Source organism: Chitiniphilus shinanonensis DSM 23277, from assembly GCF_000374805.1.
In the GTDB taxonomy this organism is placed as follows: domain Bacteria; phylum Pseudomonadota; class Gammaproteobacteria; order Burkholderiales; family Chitinibacteraceae; genus Chitiniphilus; species Chitiniphilus shinanonensis.
Genome location: NZ_KB895347.1, coordinates 25,868 through 38,710 on the forward strand (window position 1 = coordinate 25,868; position 12,843 = coordinate 38,710).

Below are 12,843 nucleotides of genomic sequence, written 5' to 3' on the forward strand. Positions count from 1 at the left end.
TACTTGGTGGTCGACGAGATTCGCATCTACGCCGGAGAGGTCACCGTCTCTGGGACAAACCTGGGTATCTTGGATGCTGCTCTGTCACATACGAAGGCAACCGTATCCACGGTGCCTTCATTTATGAGTAATTGGCGGAGGCGGTGAGATTCGAACTCACGAACGGTTGCCCGTTGCCGGTTTTCAAGACCGGTGCAATCGACCACTCTGCCACACCTCCGCGGCAGCGCTGCCGGGGCGGCGCCGAGTGACCGCCCGGGCGGGCGGAGCCGGCATTGTAGCGAAGCGCTTGCCGCGGGTCACGCCCGGGCTGGGCGGCGGGTGGGCGGGGTGGTGGTCGCCGGGCGGATGACCGGTCGGTCGGGCGGGCATCTGGTGTTGAGAATCCTTATCATTTAAACTGGCGCGATGTCGAATTCACGTTATGCCATCGTCGGTGCCGTGTGCGCCGCCCACCTGGTGTTGATCTACGCCACGCTGCGGGCCTCCGGCCTGATGGCGCGGCCCGAGCCGATCAGCGCGCCGGTGCTGACCTATGTCGAGTTGCCGGCCGCGCAGCCGGAACCGGCGCCGCAACCCAAGCCCGAGCCACCCAGGCCGCAGCCGCCGAAGCCCCAGCCGGTCAAGCCGGCGCCAGCGCCCAAGCCGGTGCAACGCAAGGTCGAATCCAGGCCGGTGCTCACCGAGCCTTCGGAGACGGCGATCACCGAACGGGCCGAACCGGCGCCCGCTCCGGCACCGGCACCGGCGCCAGCCCCCGCACCGGCTCCCGCGCCCGCCCCGGCGCCGGCACCCGGTCCGGCCACCGATCCGATCTTCGACGCGGCCTATCTCAACAACCCCAAGCCCAGTTATCCGCGCCAGTCGCAGATGCTGCGCGAGGAGGGCACGGTGCTGGTGAAGGTGCGGGTGAGCGAGGGTGGCCTGCCGCTGTCGGTCACGCTGGCGCAATCCAGCGGCTTCACCCGGCTGGACAACGCCGCGCTCGATTCAGTGAAGCGCTGGCGCTTCAAGCCGGCGATGCGCGGCAAGGAGCCGGTGGAGGCCAGCGTCAACGTGCCGGTGCGTTTCGAGTTGCCGCGTTGATCGCAGGGTCGTACCGCCAAGCCCCCGTCCATGGGGGCTTTTGCTTGTGCGGCCGGAACGTGTTGCTGCCGAGGATTTGCCTGCCGGCATGGAACTCATGAGAAAATGCGTGCAATTCTCATTTAGATGTCAACCGGGCCCACGGGACGCGCGTTGACTGCGCCCATCGCGGGGCTAGGTCGATTCGCTTTAGCGCCCCATCCGCCAACCGAGTTTTTCCACATGAACAAGAATCCGGATCGACAAAACCGGGCGTTCTGGCTGAAGCACCTGCATCGCTGGCACTGGATCAGTTCCGCGCTCTGCCTGATCGGCATGCTGCTGTTCGCCGTCACCGGCATCACGCTCAACCACGCCGGGCAGATCGAGGCGCATCCCACCGTCACCCAGCGCGACGCGCGTCTGCCGCAGCAACTGCTGCCGTTGCTGGCGCGCGCGCCGCAATCGGACAAGGCGCCGCTGCCGCGCACCGTGGCCGACTGGATCGACGGGCGGCTGGCGCTGGATCTGGCCGGGCGTGAGGCCGAATGGTCGGATGACGAAGTCTACGTGTCGCTGCCGCGGCCGGGCGGCGATGCGTGGCTGTCGCTGGACCGCGCCAGCGGCGACATCGCCTACGAGCTGACCGAACGCGGCTGGGTGTCGTACCTCAACGACCTGCACAAGGGGCGCAACACCGGCGCCGCCTGGAGCTGGTTCCTCGACATCTTTGCCGGCGCCGCGCTGCTGTTCTGCATCACCGGCCTGTTCCTGCTGCACCTGCATGCCGGCAACCGGCCGGCGACCTGGCCGCTGGTGGGGCTGGGCCTGGTGGCGCCGCTGCTGCTGGCGCTGCTGTTTATCCATTGAGGGCCGACCATGCGCAACGCGATCATCCCGGGTGCCCGCCGCGCGAGCGGCTCCTGTCGAACCTGAGCAACACCGCGCGGCGGCCCGGCCGCTGCGCGCAGACGAAGTCAAAACAAGGAAAACCACATGCGTAACTGGATACACGTGGCCAGCGTGCCCGCCCTGCTGGGCGGCGCAGTCGGGAGCCAGGCCATGGCCGCCGACCTGGCGGTGAAGCTGGAGATCCCGCGGCTGAACGTCGCCGAATACCACCGCCCCTACGTGGCTGTGTGGCTGGAACGCGCCGACCAGAGCGTCGCGGCCAATCTCGCGGTCTGGTACGACCAGAAGAGCAAGGGCGCGGAAGGCGCGGGCAGCAAATGGCTGAAGGACCTGCGCCAGTGGTGGCGCAAGAGCGGGCGCGAGTTGCAGATGCCGCTGGACGGCGTGTCGGGCGCCACCCGGCCGGCCGGCGAGCACCAGCTCGGCTTCAGCGACGGCAAGGCGCCGCTGGGCAGGCTGGCGCCGGGCGACTACACGCTGATGATCGAGGCCGCGCGCGAAGTGGGCGGGCGCGAGCTGGTGAAGGTGCCGCTGACCTGGCCGCCCAAGGCCGCGCAGACCCTCAAGGCCGCCGGCCAGCACGAGCTGGGCGCCATCAGCGTCGAACTCAAGCCCTGATCCTTTCCATTCACCAGGACTCACCATGAACCGTATCGCTCGACTGCTGGCGTGCGTCGCCGCCGCCACCCTGCCGCTGGCCGCCCAGGCCCACCACTACTGGCTGCTGCCGTCGTCCACCGTGTTGTCCGCGCCGCAGTGGATCACCGTGGACGCCGCCGTCTCCAACGACATGTTCCAGTTCAACCACAACGCGCTCAATGTCGACGCGCTGGCCATCGTGGCGCCGGACGGCTCGCGCCTGGCCCCCGAGAACCTCGGCAAGGGCAAGCTGCGCAGCACCTTCGACGTCAACCTGGCCAAGCCGGGCACCTACCGCCTGGAAGTGGTGCGCGGCGGCGTGCGCGCCACCTGGAAGGCCGACGGCCAGCCCAAGCGCTGGATGGGCAACGCCGAGGCGTTCGCCAAGGAAGTGCCGGCCGACGCCGAGGGCCTGGATGTCTCGGAAAGCGCCAGCCGCCTGGAGACCTTCGTCACCGTCGGCGCGCCCAGCGCGCTCAAGACCACCGGCCGCGGCCTGGAGCTGGCGCCGGTCACCCATCCCAACGATCTGTTCGCCGGCGAGACCGCCACCTTCCAGTTCCTGGCCGACGGCAAGCCCGCCGCCGGGGTCGAAGTGACGCTGGTGCGCGGCGAAAGCCGCTACCGCAACCAGCTCGACGAGCTGAAGTTCACCACCGACAAGGACGGCCGCGTCGCGGTGAAATGGCCGCAGGCCGGCATGTACTGGCTGGACGCCGATCTGGAGGACGACAAGGTCACGGTCAAGGCCGCGAAGCGGCGCACATTGTCGTATACCGCCACGCTGGAAGTCCTGCCGCAGTGACCGTCGCGGCGGCGCCTGCGCGACGCGTGCTGATCCCGCCGCGGCTGGCGCCGTTCCGGCTCGATCCGCTGCTCAGCCACGTGCACGCACTGACGGGGCGGACCATGGGCACCAGCTGGTCGGTGCGGCTGGCCGGCCCGGAACGCATGCCGCTGGACGCGCTGCGGGCTGGCATCCAGCGCGAGCTGGACGGCGTGGTGGCCAGCATGAGCCACTGGCGCGCCGATTCGGCCGTCGGCCGTTTCAACGACGCGCCGGCTGGCGGCTGGCAGGCGCTGCCGGTCGATTGCTTCGAAGTGCTGGTCTGCGCACAGACGGTCGCCGCGCAGAGCGACGGTGCATTCGATGCCACCGTCGGCGCGCTGGTCGACGCCTGGGGCTTCGGCCCGCCCGGCCGCCGCGCGGCGCTGCCGGATGCTGTGCAGGTCGCCGCGTTGCGCGAGCGCTGCGGCTGGCGGCGGCTGGCACTGGACCACGACGGCCGGCGCGCGTTGCAACCGGGCGGGCTGCGGCTGGATTTCTCCGGCATCGCCAAGGGCTACGGCGTCGATCGGGTGGCCGGCTTCCTGGCGCGTTGCGGCGTGCCGGGCTGGCTGGTCGAGGTGGGCGGCGAGCTGCGCGGTCACGGCATCAAACCCGATGCCCAGCCGTGGTGGACCGCGCTGGAAACGCCGCCCGACAGCGCGTTGACGGACACCGTGGTGGCGCTGCACGGTCTGGCCGTCGCCACCTCGGGCGATTATCGCCAGGCGTTCGAACATGAAGGCGTGCGTTATGCCCACACCCTCGACCCGCGCAGCGGCCGGCCGCTGCGCGATGCCCCGGCGTCGGTGACGGTGCTGCATCCGCAATGCATGCTGGCCGACGCTTACGCCACGGCGCTGACCGTGCTCGGCGTCGAGCAGGGGCTGGCCTTCGCCGAACGCCACCAGTTGGCCGCGCGCTTCCTGATCCGGGATGCTCGCGGCCTGCAGGAACACCACTCGCCGGCCTATGCCGCCATGCTCGAATGAAACGTTTCCTGTTGTTGCTGCTGCCGGCGATGCCGGCTCATGCCGCCACCGCGGCGCGGCCCGCCGCCGCGCTCGGAGTCGCAGCGCTTTATTTTCTGTTCTGCGTGGCGGTGGCCTGGCGTCATCGGCAAAAGCGGGCACGTCTGCGCGCCGCCGGCACGGCGGGCGAGGGCGCGTTGCTGGTGGCCTATGCCAGCCAGACCGGCTACGCCGAGCAACTGGCGGCGCAGACCGCGCAATCGCTGGAAGCGGCCGGCGTCGCGGTGGCGCTGCGGCCGCTGGGCGGGCTGGATGCCGCCGCGCTGGCTGGCCATCGCTGTGCGCTGTTCGTGGTCAGCACCACCGGCGAGGGCGACGCGCCCGACACGGTGGCCGGCTTCGCCCGTCGCACCATGGCGGCACCGCCGCGGCTGGACGGGCTGGAATATGGCGTGCTGGCGCTGGGCGATGCCAGCTATGCGCAGTTCTGCGCCTTCGGCCGCGCGCTCGACCAGTGGCTGCGCCATGCCGGCGCCGCGCCATTGTTCGACCGGGTGGAGGTGGACAACGGCGACGCCGCGGCGCTGCGGCACTGGCAGCAGCAGTTGTCGGCGCTGGCCGGGCACGCCGAGATCGCCGACTGGCGCGCGCCGGATTACCAGCCGTGGCGGCTGGTCGAGCGGCAGTTGCTCAATCCCGGCAGCGCGGGCGAGCCGGTATACCGTGTGGCGCTGGCGCCGCCGGCACCGGGCGTCGCCTGGCAGGCCGGCGACGTGGCCGAGATCGGCCCGCGCCATGCGCCGGCCGCGCTCGACGCCTGGTTGCGCGCCTGCGGCGTCGACGCCGATGCGGCGATGCGCGACGCGCTGGCCGACCGGTTGCTGCCGTCGCCGCAGCCGCTGGGGGCCGCGGCGCTGGCAACGCTGCGCGACAGCCTGCCGCCGCTGCCGCATCGCGAGTATTCGATCGCCTCGCTGCCCGGCGATGGCGTGCTGGAACTGGTGGTGCGCCAGCAACGGCGCAGCGACGGCACGCTGGGCCTGGGCTCGGGCTGGCTGACGCAGGATGCGCCGCTGGGCGAGGCCGTCGCGCTGCGCATCCGCGAGAACAAGGGTTTCCATCCGCCGGCCGACGACTGCCCGCTGATCCTGATCGGCAACGGCACCGGCATCGCCGGGTTGCGCGCGCAGCTGAAGGCATGGCGGGCGGCGGGACGGCGCGGTGCGTGGCTGCTGTTCGGCGAGCGCAACGCCGCGCACGACGCGCTGTTTGGCGACGAGATCGCCGGCTGGCTGGCCGACGGCCTGCTGGCGCGCGCCGACCTTGTCTATTCGCGCGACGGCGCCGCGCGCGAATACGTGCAGCATCGCCTGCGCGCCGAGCTGCCGCGGTTGCGGCAATGGCTGGCGCGCGGGGCGGCGCTGTACGTGTGCGGCAGTCGCGAGGGCATGGGGCAGGGCGTGGACGCGGTGCTGCGCGAGGCGCTGGGCGACGACGCGGTGGATGGTCTGACGCAGGATGGCCGCTACCGGCGCGACGTGTATTGACAGTGGGGCGTCACGGCCGGGCGTCGGTGGTCCGCATCGGCCGGCCCCTTGAATTCGTTGGGATTTCTCCCCAGGTCTGGCATGGGTATCCGCCGTTCCTGCGTGGCTGGGCGCCCGGCGAAGCCGGCGCGCGGGCGCACCCACGGCGGTTGCCAGCTTCGGTTATAATCGCGTGTTTTCCGTGGCTTAGAGCCACCGACAAAACCTCCTGACGGCCTCGCGTTCGCTTGTCGTACGCCTTGTTCGGTCTGCGTTTCGCGCTCCTTGCCAGGATCGCTTCGCTGGTTTTGTCAGCGGCTTTTGGGACGTCGGCAGATCCGCCGCCGCCCGCCGGACGGTGCGCCACCACCGGCTTTCCCGCGCCACGGGGCCCCATGCAATCCGCTTGAGAGACAGGTTTCACCCATGCCGATCTACGCCTATCGCTGCACCGCTTGCGGTTTCGAGGACGAGCATATCCAGAAGATGGCCGACTCGCCGCTGACCGAATGCCCGAGCTGCCACGCCGCCAGCTATGCCAAGAAACTGACTGCCGCCGGCTTCCAGCTCAAGGGCTCGGGCTGGTACGCCACCGACTTCAAGGGCGGCGCCTCGTCGGGCGCGTCGTCCGCTTCCGAATCCACTGGCGCCAGCTCGGCTGGCGGTGCCTGCGGCACGGGGACTTGTGGCTGCCACTGAACCCCGCGAAACCACGATGGATCGGGTCAAGCGCTACCTGCTGACCGGCCTGCTGATCTGGGTGCCGCTGGCCATCACCCTCTGGGTGTTGCAGCTGATCCTGGGCACCATGGACCAGATCGGCGCGCTGCTGCCGGTGCAGTTGCGTCCGGATTACTGGCTGCTGCGCCTGCTCGAACCGACCATGCCCTGGCTGGTGCACAAGAAGGCGATCCCCGGCTTCGGCGTGTTCCTGACCGTGTTCGTGGTGCTGCTCACCGGCGTGGTGGCCGCCAACGTGCTGGGCCGCCGCCTGCTGATCCTGGGCGAGAAGCTGCTCAACCGCATTCCCATCGTCCGTTCGATCTATTCCAGCGTGAAGCAGGTGTCGGACACGTTGTTCTCCGACTCCGGCCAGGCGTTCCGCCGCGCGCTGCTGGTGCAGTTCCCGCACCAGGGCGCCTGGACCATCGCCTTCCTCACCGGCTCGCCCGGCGGCGAAGTGGCCGACCGGCTGGGCGGCGAGTACGTCAGCGTCTACGTGCCGACCACGCCCAACCCCACCTCGGGCTACTTCATCATGGTGCGGGTGGAGGATGTGCGCGAACTGGACATGAGCGTGGACGACGCGCTCAAGTACGTGATCTCGATGGGCGTGGTCGCGCCCGCGCCGCGTCCGGCCGCCTTCCTCGAAGGCCGGCCCGATAATCTTCCGGGTTGAGCCCATGGCTCAACCCGCCCCGAATCCCCGATCCGAACTCTCGCCAATTTCAAAGAAAGAGCACCCATCATGCGTACCGATTACTGTGGCCTGATCGACAAGCGTTTCCTCGGCCAGACCGTCACCGTCCAGGGCTGGGCCCACCGTCGCCGCGATCACGGCGGCGTCATCTTCATCGACCTGCGCGACCGTGAAGGCATGGTCCAGGTGGTGATCGACCCCGATACCCCCGAAGCTTTCAAGACCGCCGACGCCTCGCGCGCCGAATTCGTGCTGGAGATCACCGGCATCGTGCGCGAGCGCCCGGCCGGCACCGCCAACAAGAACCTGATCTCCGGCGAGATCGAACTGCTGGCCAAGGACATCGTGGTGCTCAACAGCGCCGCCACGCCGCCGTTCCAGATCGACGACGAGAACCTCAGCGAGACCGTGCGCCTGCAGAACCGCGTGATCGACCTGCGCCGTCCGCAGATGCAGAAGAACCTGCGTCTGCGCTACAAGGTGGCGCTGCTGGTGCGCAACTTCCTGGACAGCCGCGGCTTCATCGACATCGAGACCCCGATGCTCACCCGCAGCACGCCGGAAGGCGCGCGCGACTACCTGGTGCCCTCGCGCGTGCACGACGGCCTGTTCTTCGCGCTGCCGCAATCGCCGCAGCTGTTCAAGCAGCTGCTGATGGTGGCCGGGTTCGACCGCTACTACCAGATCACCAAGTGCTTCCGCGACGAGGACCTGCGCGCCGACCGCCAGCCCGAATTCACCCAGATCGATATCGAGACCTCGTTCCTGAACGAGGACGAGATCATGGACATCACCGAATCGATGGCCCGGCACGTGTTCAAGGAAGCCATCGGCGTCGAGCTGGGCGACTTCCCGCGCATGCCGTTCGACGAAGCGATGCATCGCTACGGCTCGGACAAGCCCGACCTGCGCGTGTCGCTGGAATTCACCGAACTGACCGACGTGATGAAGAGCGTGCCGTTCAAGGTGTTCTCCGGCGCGGCCAACATGGAAGGCGGCCGCGTGGTCGGCCTGCGCGTGCCGGGCGGCGCGGCGTTCAGCCGTTCCGAAATCGACGCCTATACCCAGTTCGTCGGCATCTACGGCGCCAAGGGTCTGGCCTACATCAAGATCAACGACGTCGCCCAGCTGAACGAAACCGGCCTGCAATCGCCCATCGTCAAGAACCTGACGCCCGAATCGCTGGCCGCCATCGTCGAGCGCACCGGCGCGCAGAACGGCGACATCGTGTTCTTCGGCGCCGACAAGGCCAAGGTGGTGAACGAGGCCATCGGCGCGCTGCGCCTGAAGATCGGCCACGAGAAGGGCGAGGCCGGCGGCTACTTCGTCAAGGAATGGCGCCCGCTGTGGGTCGTCGATTTCCCGATGTTCGAGTACGACGAGGACGACAAGCGCTGGAACGCCTGCCACCACCCGTTCACCAGCCCCAAGGCCGAACACCTGGAGCTGCTCAAGACCGAACCGGGCAAGTGCCGCGCGCGTGCCTACGACATGGTGCTGAACGGCTGGGAGATCGGCGGCGGGTCGGTGCGTATCCACCGCGCCGACGTGCAGTCCACCGTGTTCGACGCGCTGGGCATCGGTGCCGAAGAGGCGCAGAACAAGTTCGGCTTCCTGCTGGACAACCTGCAATACGGCGCGCCCCCGCACGGCGGCCTGGCCTTCGGCCTGGATCGCTTGGTCACGCTGATGGCCGGCGCTGAAAGCATTCGCGACGTGATCGCCTTCCCCAAGACGCAACGCGCGCAGTGCTTGTTGACCAACGCCCCCAACGCCGTGGACGAAAAGCAGCTGCGCGAGCTGCATATCCGCTTGCGCAACCCCCAACCGGCCGCTTGAGCACGATGAACGGAAATTGACAAACGGTTGTTGTTTTCTAGAGAAGACGGCTTGTGCCGTCTTTTCTTTTTGCTGTCTAACAAAGTAAAATGAATCATCTGACAGCAGGAGTAATGGGACATGGATAGACTGACCAGCAGTTTCCTGACCCATCGTTGTGGCCATGCCTTGCAGGAGATGTCGCCGGTCTTCGACCAGCACGAGGCTTATCTGATACGCGTGGCTTTCCCGTGTCCGCACTGCATGGCCGAACTGGCCAAGCGCTGCGAACTGCCCACCCGCGTGTTCGCCAACATGCAGCAGGTCGCCCCCGGCATGGCCGCCTTCGTGGTGGAAGTATCGCGCCCGGCGGACGAGCTGGCCGACCTGCTGTCGGTGATCGGCTATGGCCGCCGTCGCCCGTCGCTGGACGAGCTGAATCCCGGCGGCATGGCCGAAGGCGGCCCGGACGAGGTGTGGCGCAAGGAGTTCTGGTTTGCCACCAACACCGACCCGCTGCACGTGGTGGCGCTGGTGGAGCACATCAAACTGGAAATGGGCTGGCTCGGCGAATACCTGCCGAACGGCATGGCGGGCGTGGAGTTCTGTAAGTTCCCCGAGTAAGCCCGCCCAAGCTCGGTTTCTTCCTCGACAAAACATCAGGCCCGCATCGACGGGCCTGTTTTTTTGCGAAGTGTCATTGGGTTAAACCCCAAATCTTGAACCACAGAGGGCACAGAGAACACAGAGCTTCACAGAGAAAACCAGAAGAAAAAGAGCGAGGCCGAATCGGCGTCGCGCGCGGTGGCAAACCTCGACAACGAGAGCGCGCACCATGCCCTCTTCTTCTCTTCCTTTGCCTTTCTCTGTGAAGCTCTGTGTTCTCTGTGCCCTCTGTGGTTCAAGATTTGGGGTTCAGGGGTTCAGGGGTTCAGGTGTTTCCGGGTTTCAAGATTCGCCCAGCAGCGTCTGCCACAGCGCGCGCACCGTGGCCATGCCTTCGGCCAGCGGCGCCAGCGCCTCGGGCGTCGGGTCGCGTCCGGCCAGGCGGCTGGCGTGTTGCAGGCGGCGCAGCGCGCGGTAGGTGGCGCGCGCGGTGTCGGCCGTGGTGGCGTCGATCAGGTTATGGGTGGCGGCGGTGGCCAGCAGCGCGATGTTGCCGCGGTTGGCGGTCAGGTCGGGGTAGAGCCAGGCGTAGCCCAGGATCAGGAACTGCACGATGAACTCGACGTCGACGATGCCGCCGCGGCAATGTTTCACCTCGCCCGGCCGCTCGGGGTGGGTTTCCAGCATGCGGTTGCGCATCTTCACCACCTCGGCGGTCAGCGCGGGCAGGTCGCGCTGGCGGCGCAGTACCGCGTCGCGCACCGCCTCGAAGCTGCGGCCGACGCGCACGTCGCCGGCAACGAAGCGGGCGCGGGTCAGCGCCTGGTGCTCCCAGACCCAGGCCGAGTCGCACTGGTACTGCTCGAAGGCCTCGACGGTGCTGACCAGCAGCCCGGACGAGCCGTTGGGCCGCAGCCGCAGGTCGATGTCGTAGAGGATGCCGGCCGGGGTGGGCGCGTTCAGCCAGTTGACGATCTTCTTGGCGAAGCGGGCGTAATTCTCCGCCGCGTCGGGGTGGTCGTCGTCGTAGACGAACACCAGGTCGAGGTCGGAGGCATAGCCCAGTTCCTTGCCGCCCAGCTTGCCGTAGCCGATGGCGGCGAATTGCGGCTCCTCGACGTGGCGGCGCGGCAGCTCGCGCCACGCTTCCTCCATCGTCACCGCCAGCACCAGGTCGGCCAGGTCGGACAGGTGATCGGACAGCTTTTCCAGCGGCAGCAGGCCGGCGATGTCCTGCGCCACCAGCCGGAACACCTGGGTGTGCTGGAAGTGCCGCAGCAGATCCATCTTGGCTTCGGTGTCGTCCTCCACCTGCGCCAATTCGTGGCGGATCGCCTCGCCGGCCGCGTTCCAGTCGGGCGCCTGGTACAGCAGGCGCTGGTCCAGCAGTTCGTCCAGCAGGATCGGATGGCGCGTCAGGTATTGCGAGACCCACGGGCTGGCGCTGTACAGGTCGGCCAGGCGCTTCAGCGTCTGCGGGTGTTCGGCCAGCAGCGCCAGGTACGATTCGCGGCGGCCGATGGCCTCCAGCAGGTCGAGGATGCGGGTGAAGGTGTCGTCCGGGTTGGGATAGCCGGCGGCGACCTCGATCAGCGGCGGCAGGATGGCGCCGATGCGGCGCTGGCTGCGCTCGCTCATCTGCTGGTAGCGGCCGCTGCCACGGAACATCGCCAGCCGGCGCTGGATCTCGGCGGCGTCGGCGTAACCTAGCCGGGCCAGTCCCTGCGCGGTGTCGTCGCCGTTCTCGGCGTTCTGCCACAGCGTGGCGTGCGGATGGATGCGGTCCTGGTCGGCCGGCAGCACGAACACCTGCTCGAAGTGGCGGGTGACGATGGCGCGGTGGCGCTCCAGCGCCGTGGAGAAGGCGGTCCAGTCCGGATGGCCCATGGCGCGCGCGATGCGGCCCTTGTCCTCGTCGTTGCCCGGCAGCATCTGGGTTTGCGCGTCGTCCAGGTACATCAGGCGGTGTTCCAGGTTGCGCAGGAATTCGTAGGCGGCCAGCAGTTCGTCCACGCTGTCGCCGGCCAGCAGGTTCAGCCGCGCCAGCTCGCGCAGGGTGGCGCGGGTGCTGCGCTCCTGCAGGGTCTTCACCCGGCCGCCGCGGATCAGCTGGAACACCTGGCCGATGAACTCGATCTCGCGGATGCCGCCCGGCCCCAGCTTGATGTTCTCGGCCATGTCGCGCCGCGCCACCTCGCGGCGGATCTGGCTGTGCAGCTCGCGCATCGAGGCGTAGGCGCCGTAGTCGAGGTACTTGCGGTAGACGAACGGCGAGATCAGCTGCATCAGGCCGCTGTCGTCGCCGCTGAGGGCGCGGCCCTTGATCCAGGCGTAGCGCTCCCACTCGCGTCCCTGGGTGAGCAGGTAGTTCTCCAGCGCGGCGAAGCTCGATACCAGCGCGCCGGAGTCGCCGAACGGCCGCAGCCGCATGTCCACGCGGAACACGAAGCCGTCCTCGGTGACGTCGGCCAGCAGGTTGATCAGCTTCTTGCCGATCAGGGTGAAGTACTCCTGGTTGCTGATGCGCCGCTCGCCGTCGGTTTCGCCGGCCTCGTCGTAGACGAAGATCAGGTCGATGTCGGACGACACGTTCAGCTCGTGGCCGCCCAGCTTGCCCATGCCGACCACGATCAGCTGCTGCGGCGCGCCGGTATCCTCGCCGATCGGCCGCCCGTAGCGGTCTTCGCGGGCGATGGCCCATTGCAGCGCCGCGCATACGGTCAGGTCCGCCAGGTCGCTGACGGTGCGCAGCGCTTCGTCCAGGTCCGACAGCCCGCCCAGCTCGCGGGCGATCAGCCGCGCCATCACCGCCTGGCGCAACTGGCGCAGCTGGCGCTTGAACGCGGCCTCGTCGGTCTCGGTCGGGGTCAGCATTGCCTGCATCGCCGCCAGGTCGAACGGCTGCGCCAGCTCGGCGGCGGTGCGTTCGGCCAGCGCGGGTGTGCGCTGGAACAGGCTGGCCAGGTAGCGGCTGTGGGCGAGGGCGGCGGCGAGCGTGGGGTGATTCACAGCGTCGTTCATGGCGGGCGGGCGATTGCAGTTAGAATGTGGAGTTCGTCC

General features: G+C 68.4%; 11 protein-coding genes and 1 tRNA gene. 10 read left to right on the plus strand and 2 right to left on the minus strand.

What is annotated here, in order from left to right:
- Positions 1 to 132: 132 nt before the first annotated feature.
- Positions 133 to 220: transfer RNA gene (locus C556_RS0113165), tRNA-Ser, on the minus strand.
- A gap of 188 nt (positions 221 to 408) precedes the next feature.
- Between C556_RS0113165 and C556_RS20380 the strand changes: the two genes are divergently transcribed.
- From C556_RS20380 to C556_RS0113215, 10 genes are all read left to right on the plus strand, one after another.
- A complete protein-coding gene (locus C556_RS20380; RefSeq protein WP_018748724.1) occupies positions 409 to 1,086 on the plus strand; it encodes an energy transducer TonB in 678 nt (225 codons plus the stop codon).
- Between the two features lie 222 nt (positions 1,087 to 1,308).
- Positions 1,309 to 1,935 carry a PepSY-associated TM helix domain-containing protein gene (locus C556_RS0113175; RefSeq protein ID WP_018748725.1) on the plus strand — a complete coding sequence of 209 codons (627 nt, stop codon included), beginning with the start codon at positions 1,309 to 1,311 and terminating at the stop codon, positions 1,933 to 1,935.
- Between the two features lie 126 nt (positions 1,936 to 2,061).
- Positions 2,062 to 2,595, plus strand: a complete 534-nt coding sequence (locus C556_RS0113180) for a DUF2271 domain-containing protein (RefSeq protein ID WP_018748726.1) — start codon at positions 2,062 to 2,064, stop codon at positions 2,593 to 2,595.
- Positions 2,596 to 2,620: 25 nt separating this feature from the next.
- The gene (locus tag C556_RS0113185) at positions 2,621 to 3,421 is read left to right on the plus strand and encodes a DUF4198 domain-containing protein (RefSeq protein ID WP_018748727.1); all 801 of its coding nucleotides are present in this window, start codon (positions 2,621 to 2,623) and stop codon (positions 3,419 to 3,421) included.
- Positions 3,418 to 4,434, plus strand: a complete 1,017-nt coding sequence (locus C556_RS0113190) for an FAD:protein FMN transferase (RefSeq protein WP_018748728.1) — start codon at positions 3,418 to 3,420, stop codon at positions 4,432 to 4,434. Before C556_RS0113185 ends, C556_RS0113190 begins: the two co-directional genes overlap by 4 nt.
- Positions 4,431 to 5,960, plus strand: a complete 1,530-nt coding sequence (locus C556_RS0113195; protein WP_018748729.1) for a sulfite reductase subunit alpha — start codon at positions 4,431 to 4,433, stop codon at positions 5,958 to 5,960. Before C556_RS0113190 ends, C556_RS0113195 begins: the two co-directional genes overlap by 4 nt.
- A gap of 405 nt (positions 5,961 to 6,365) precedes the next feature.
- Positions 6,366 to 6,638: an FmdB family zinc ribbon protein gene (locus tag C556_RS0113200; RefSeq protein WP_018748730.1), complete on the plus strand. Its 273-nt coding sequence runs from the start codon at positions 6,366 to 6,368 to the stop codon at positions 6,636 to 6,638.
- Positions 6,598 to 7,338 carry a DUF502 domain-containing protein gene (locus C556_RS0113205; protein ID WP_373279212.1) on the plus strand — a complete coding sequence of 247 codons (741 nt, stop codon included), beginning with the start codon at positions 6,598 to 6,600 and terminating at the stop codon, positions 7,336 to 7,338. The genes C556_RS0113200 and C556_RS0113205 overlap by 41 nt, the downstream gene beginning before the upstream one ends.
- Positions 7,339 to 7,407: 69 nt before the next feature.
- Complete coding sequence (gene aspS, locus C556_RS0113210; RefSeq protein WP_018748732.1) at positions 7,408 to 9,198, plus strand: aspartate--tRNA ligase; 1,791 nt, start codon at positions 7,408 to 7,410, stop codon at positions 9,196 to 9,198.
- A 120-nt stretch (positions 9,199 to 9,318) separates the two neighbouring features.
- The gene (locus tag C556_RS0113215; protein WP_018748733.1) at positions 9,319 to 9,801 is read left to right on the plus strand and encodes a hypothetical protein; all 483 of its coding nucleotides are present in this window, start codon (positions 9,319 to 9,321) and stop codon (positions 9,799 to 9,801) included.
- A 324-nt stretch (positions 9,802 to 10,125) separates the two neighbouring features.
- Here C556_RS0113215 and glnE read toward each other — a convergent pair whose 3' ends face one another.
- Positions 10,126 to 12,804, minus strand: a complete 2,679-nt coding sequence (glnE, locus tag C556_RS20385) for a bifunctional [glutamate--ammonia ligase]-adenylyl-L-tyrosine phosphorylase/[glutamate--ammonia-ligase] adenylyltransferase (RefSeq protein ID WP_018748734.1) — start codon at positions 12,802 to 12,804, stop codon at positions 10,126 to 10,128.
- Positions 12,805 to 12,843 lie beyond the last annotated feature (39 nt).

Excerpts from the sequence above, each read along its gene's own strand:
- C556_RS0113180 (WP_018748726.1), top strand. The coding sequence starts at position 2,062 with ATGCGTAACTGGATACACGTGGCCAGCGTGCCCGCCCTGCTGGGCGGC.
- C556_RS0113175 (WP_018748725.1), top strand. The coding sequence starts at position 1,309 with ATGAACAAGAATCCGGATCGACAAAACCGGGCGTTCTGGCTGAAGCAC.
- C556_RS0113200 (WP_018748730.1), top strand. The coding sequence starts at position 6,366 with ATGCCGATCTACGCCTATCGCTGCACCGCTTGCGGTTTCGAGGACGAG.
- glnE (WP_018748734.1), bottom strand. The coding sequence starts at position 12,804 with ATGAACGACGCTGTGAATCACCCCACGCTCGCCGCCGCCCTCGCCCAC.
- C556_RS0113185 (WP_018748727.1), top strand. The coding sequence starts at position 2,621 with ATGAACCGTATCGCTCGACTGCTGGCGTGCGTCGCCGCCGCCACCCTG.
- C556_RS20380 (WP_018748724.1), top strand. The coding sequence starts at position 409 with ATGTCGAATTCACGTTATGCCATCGTCGGTGCCGTGTGCGCCGCCCAC.
- C556_RS0113195 (WP_018748729.1), top strand. The coding sequence starts at position 4,431 with ATGAAACGTTTCCTGTTGTTGCTGCTGCCGGCGATGCCGGCTCATGCC.
- C556_RS0113215 (WP_018748733.1), top strand. The coding sequence starts at position 9,319 with ATGGATAGACTGACCAGCAGTTTCCTGACCCATCGTTGTGGCCATGCC.
- aspS (WP_018748732.1), top strand. The coding sequence starts at position 7,408 with ATGCGTACCGATTACTGTGGCCTGATCGACAAGCGTTTCCTCGGCCAG.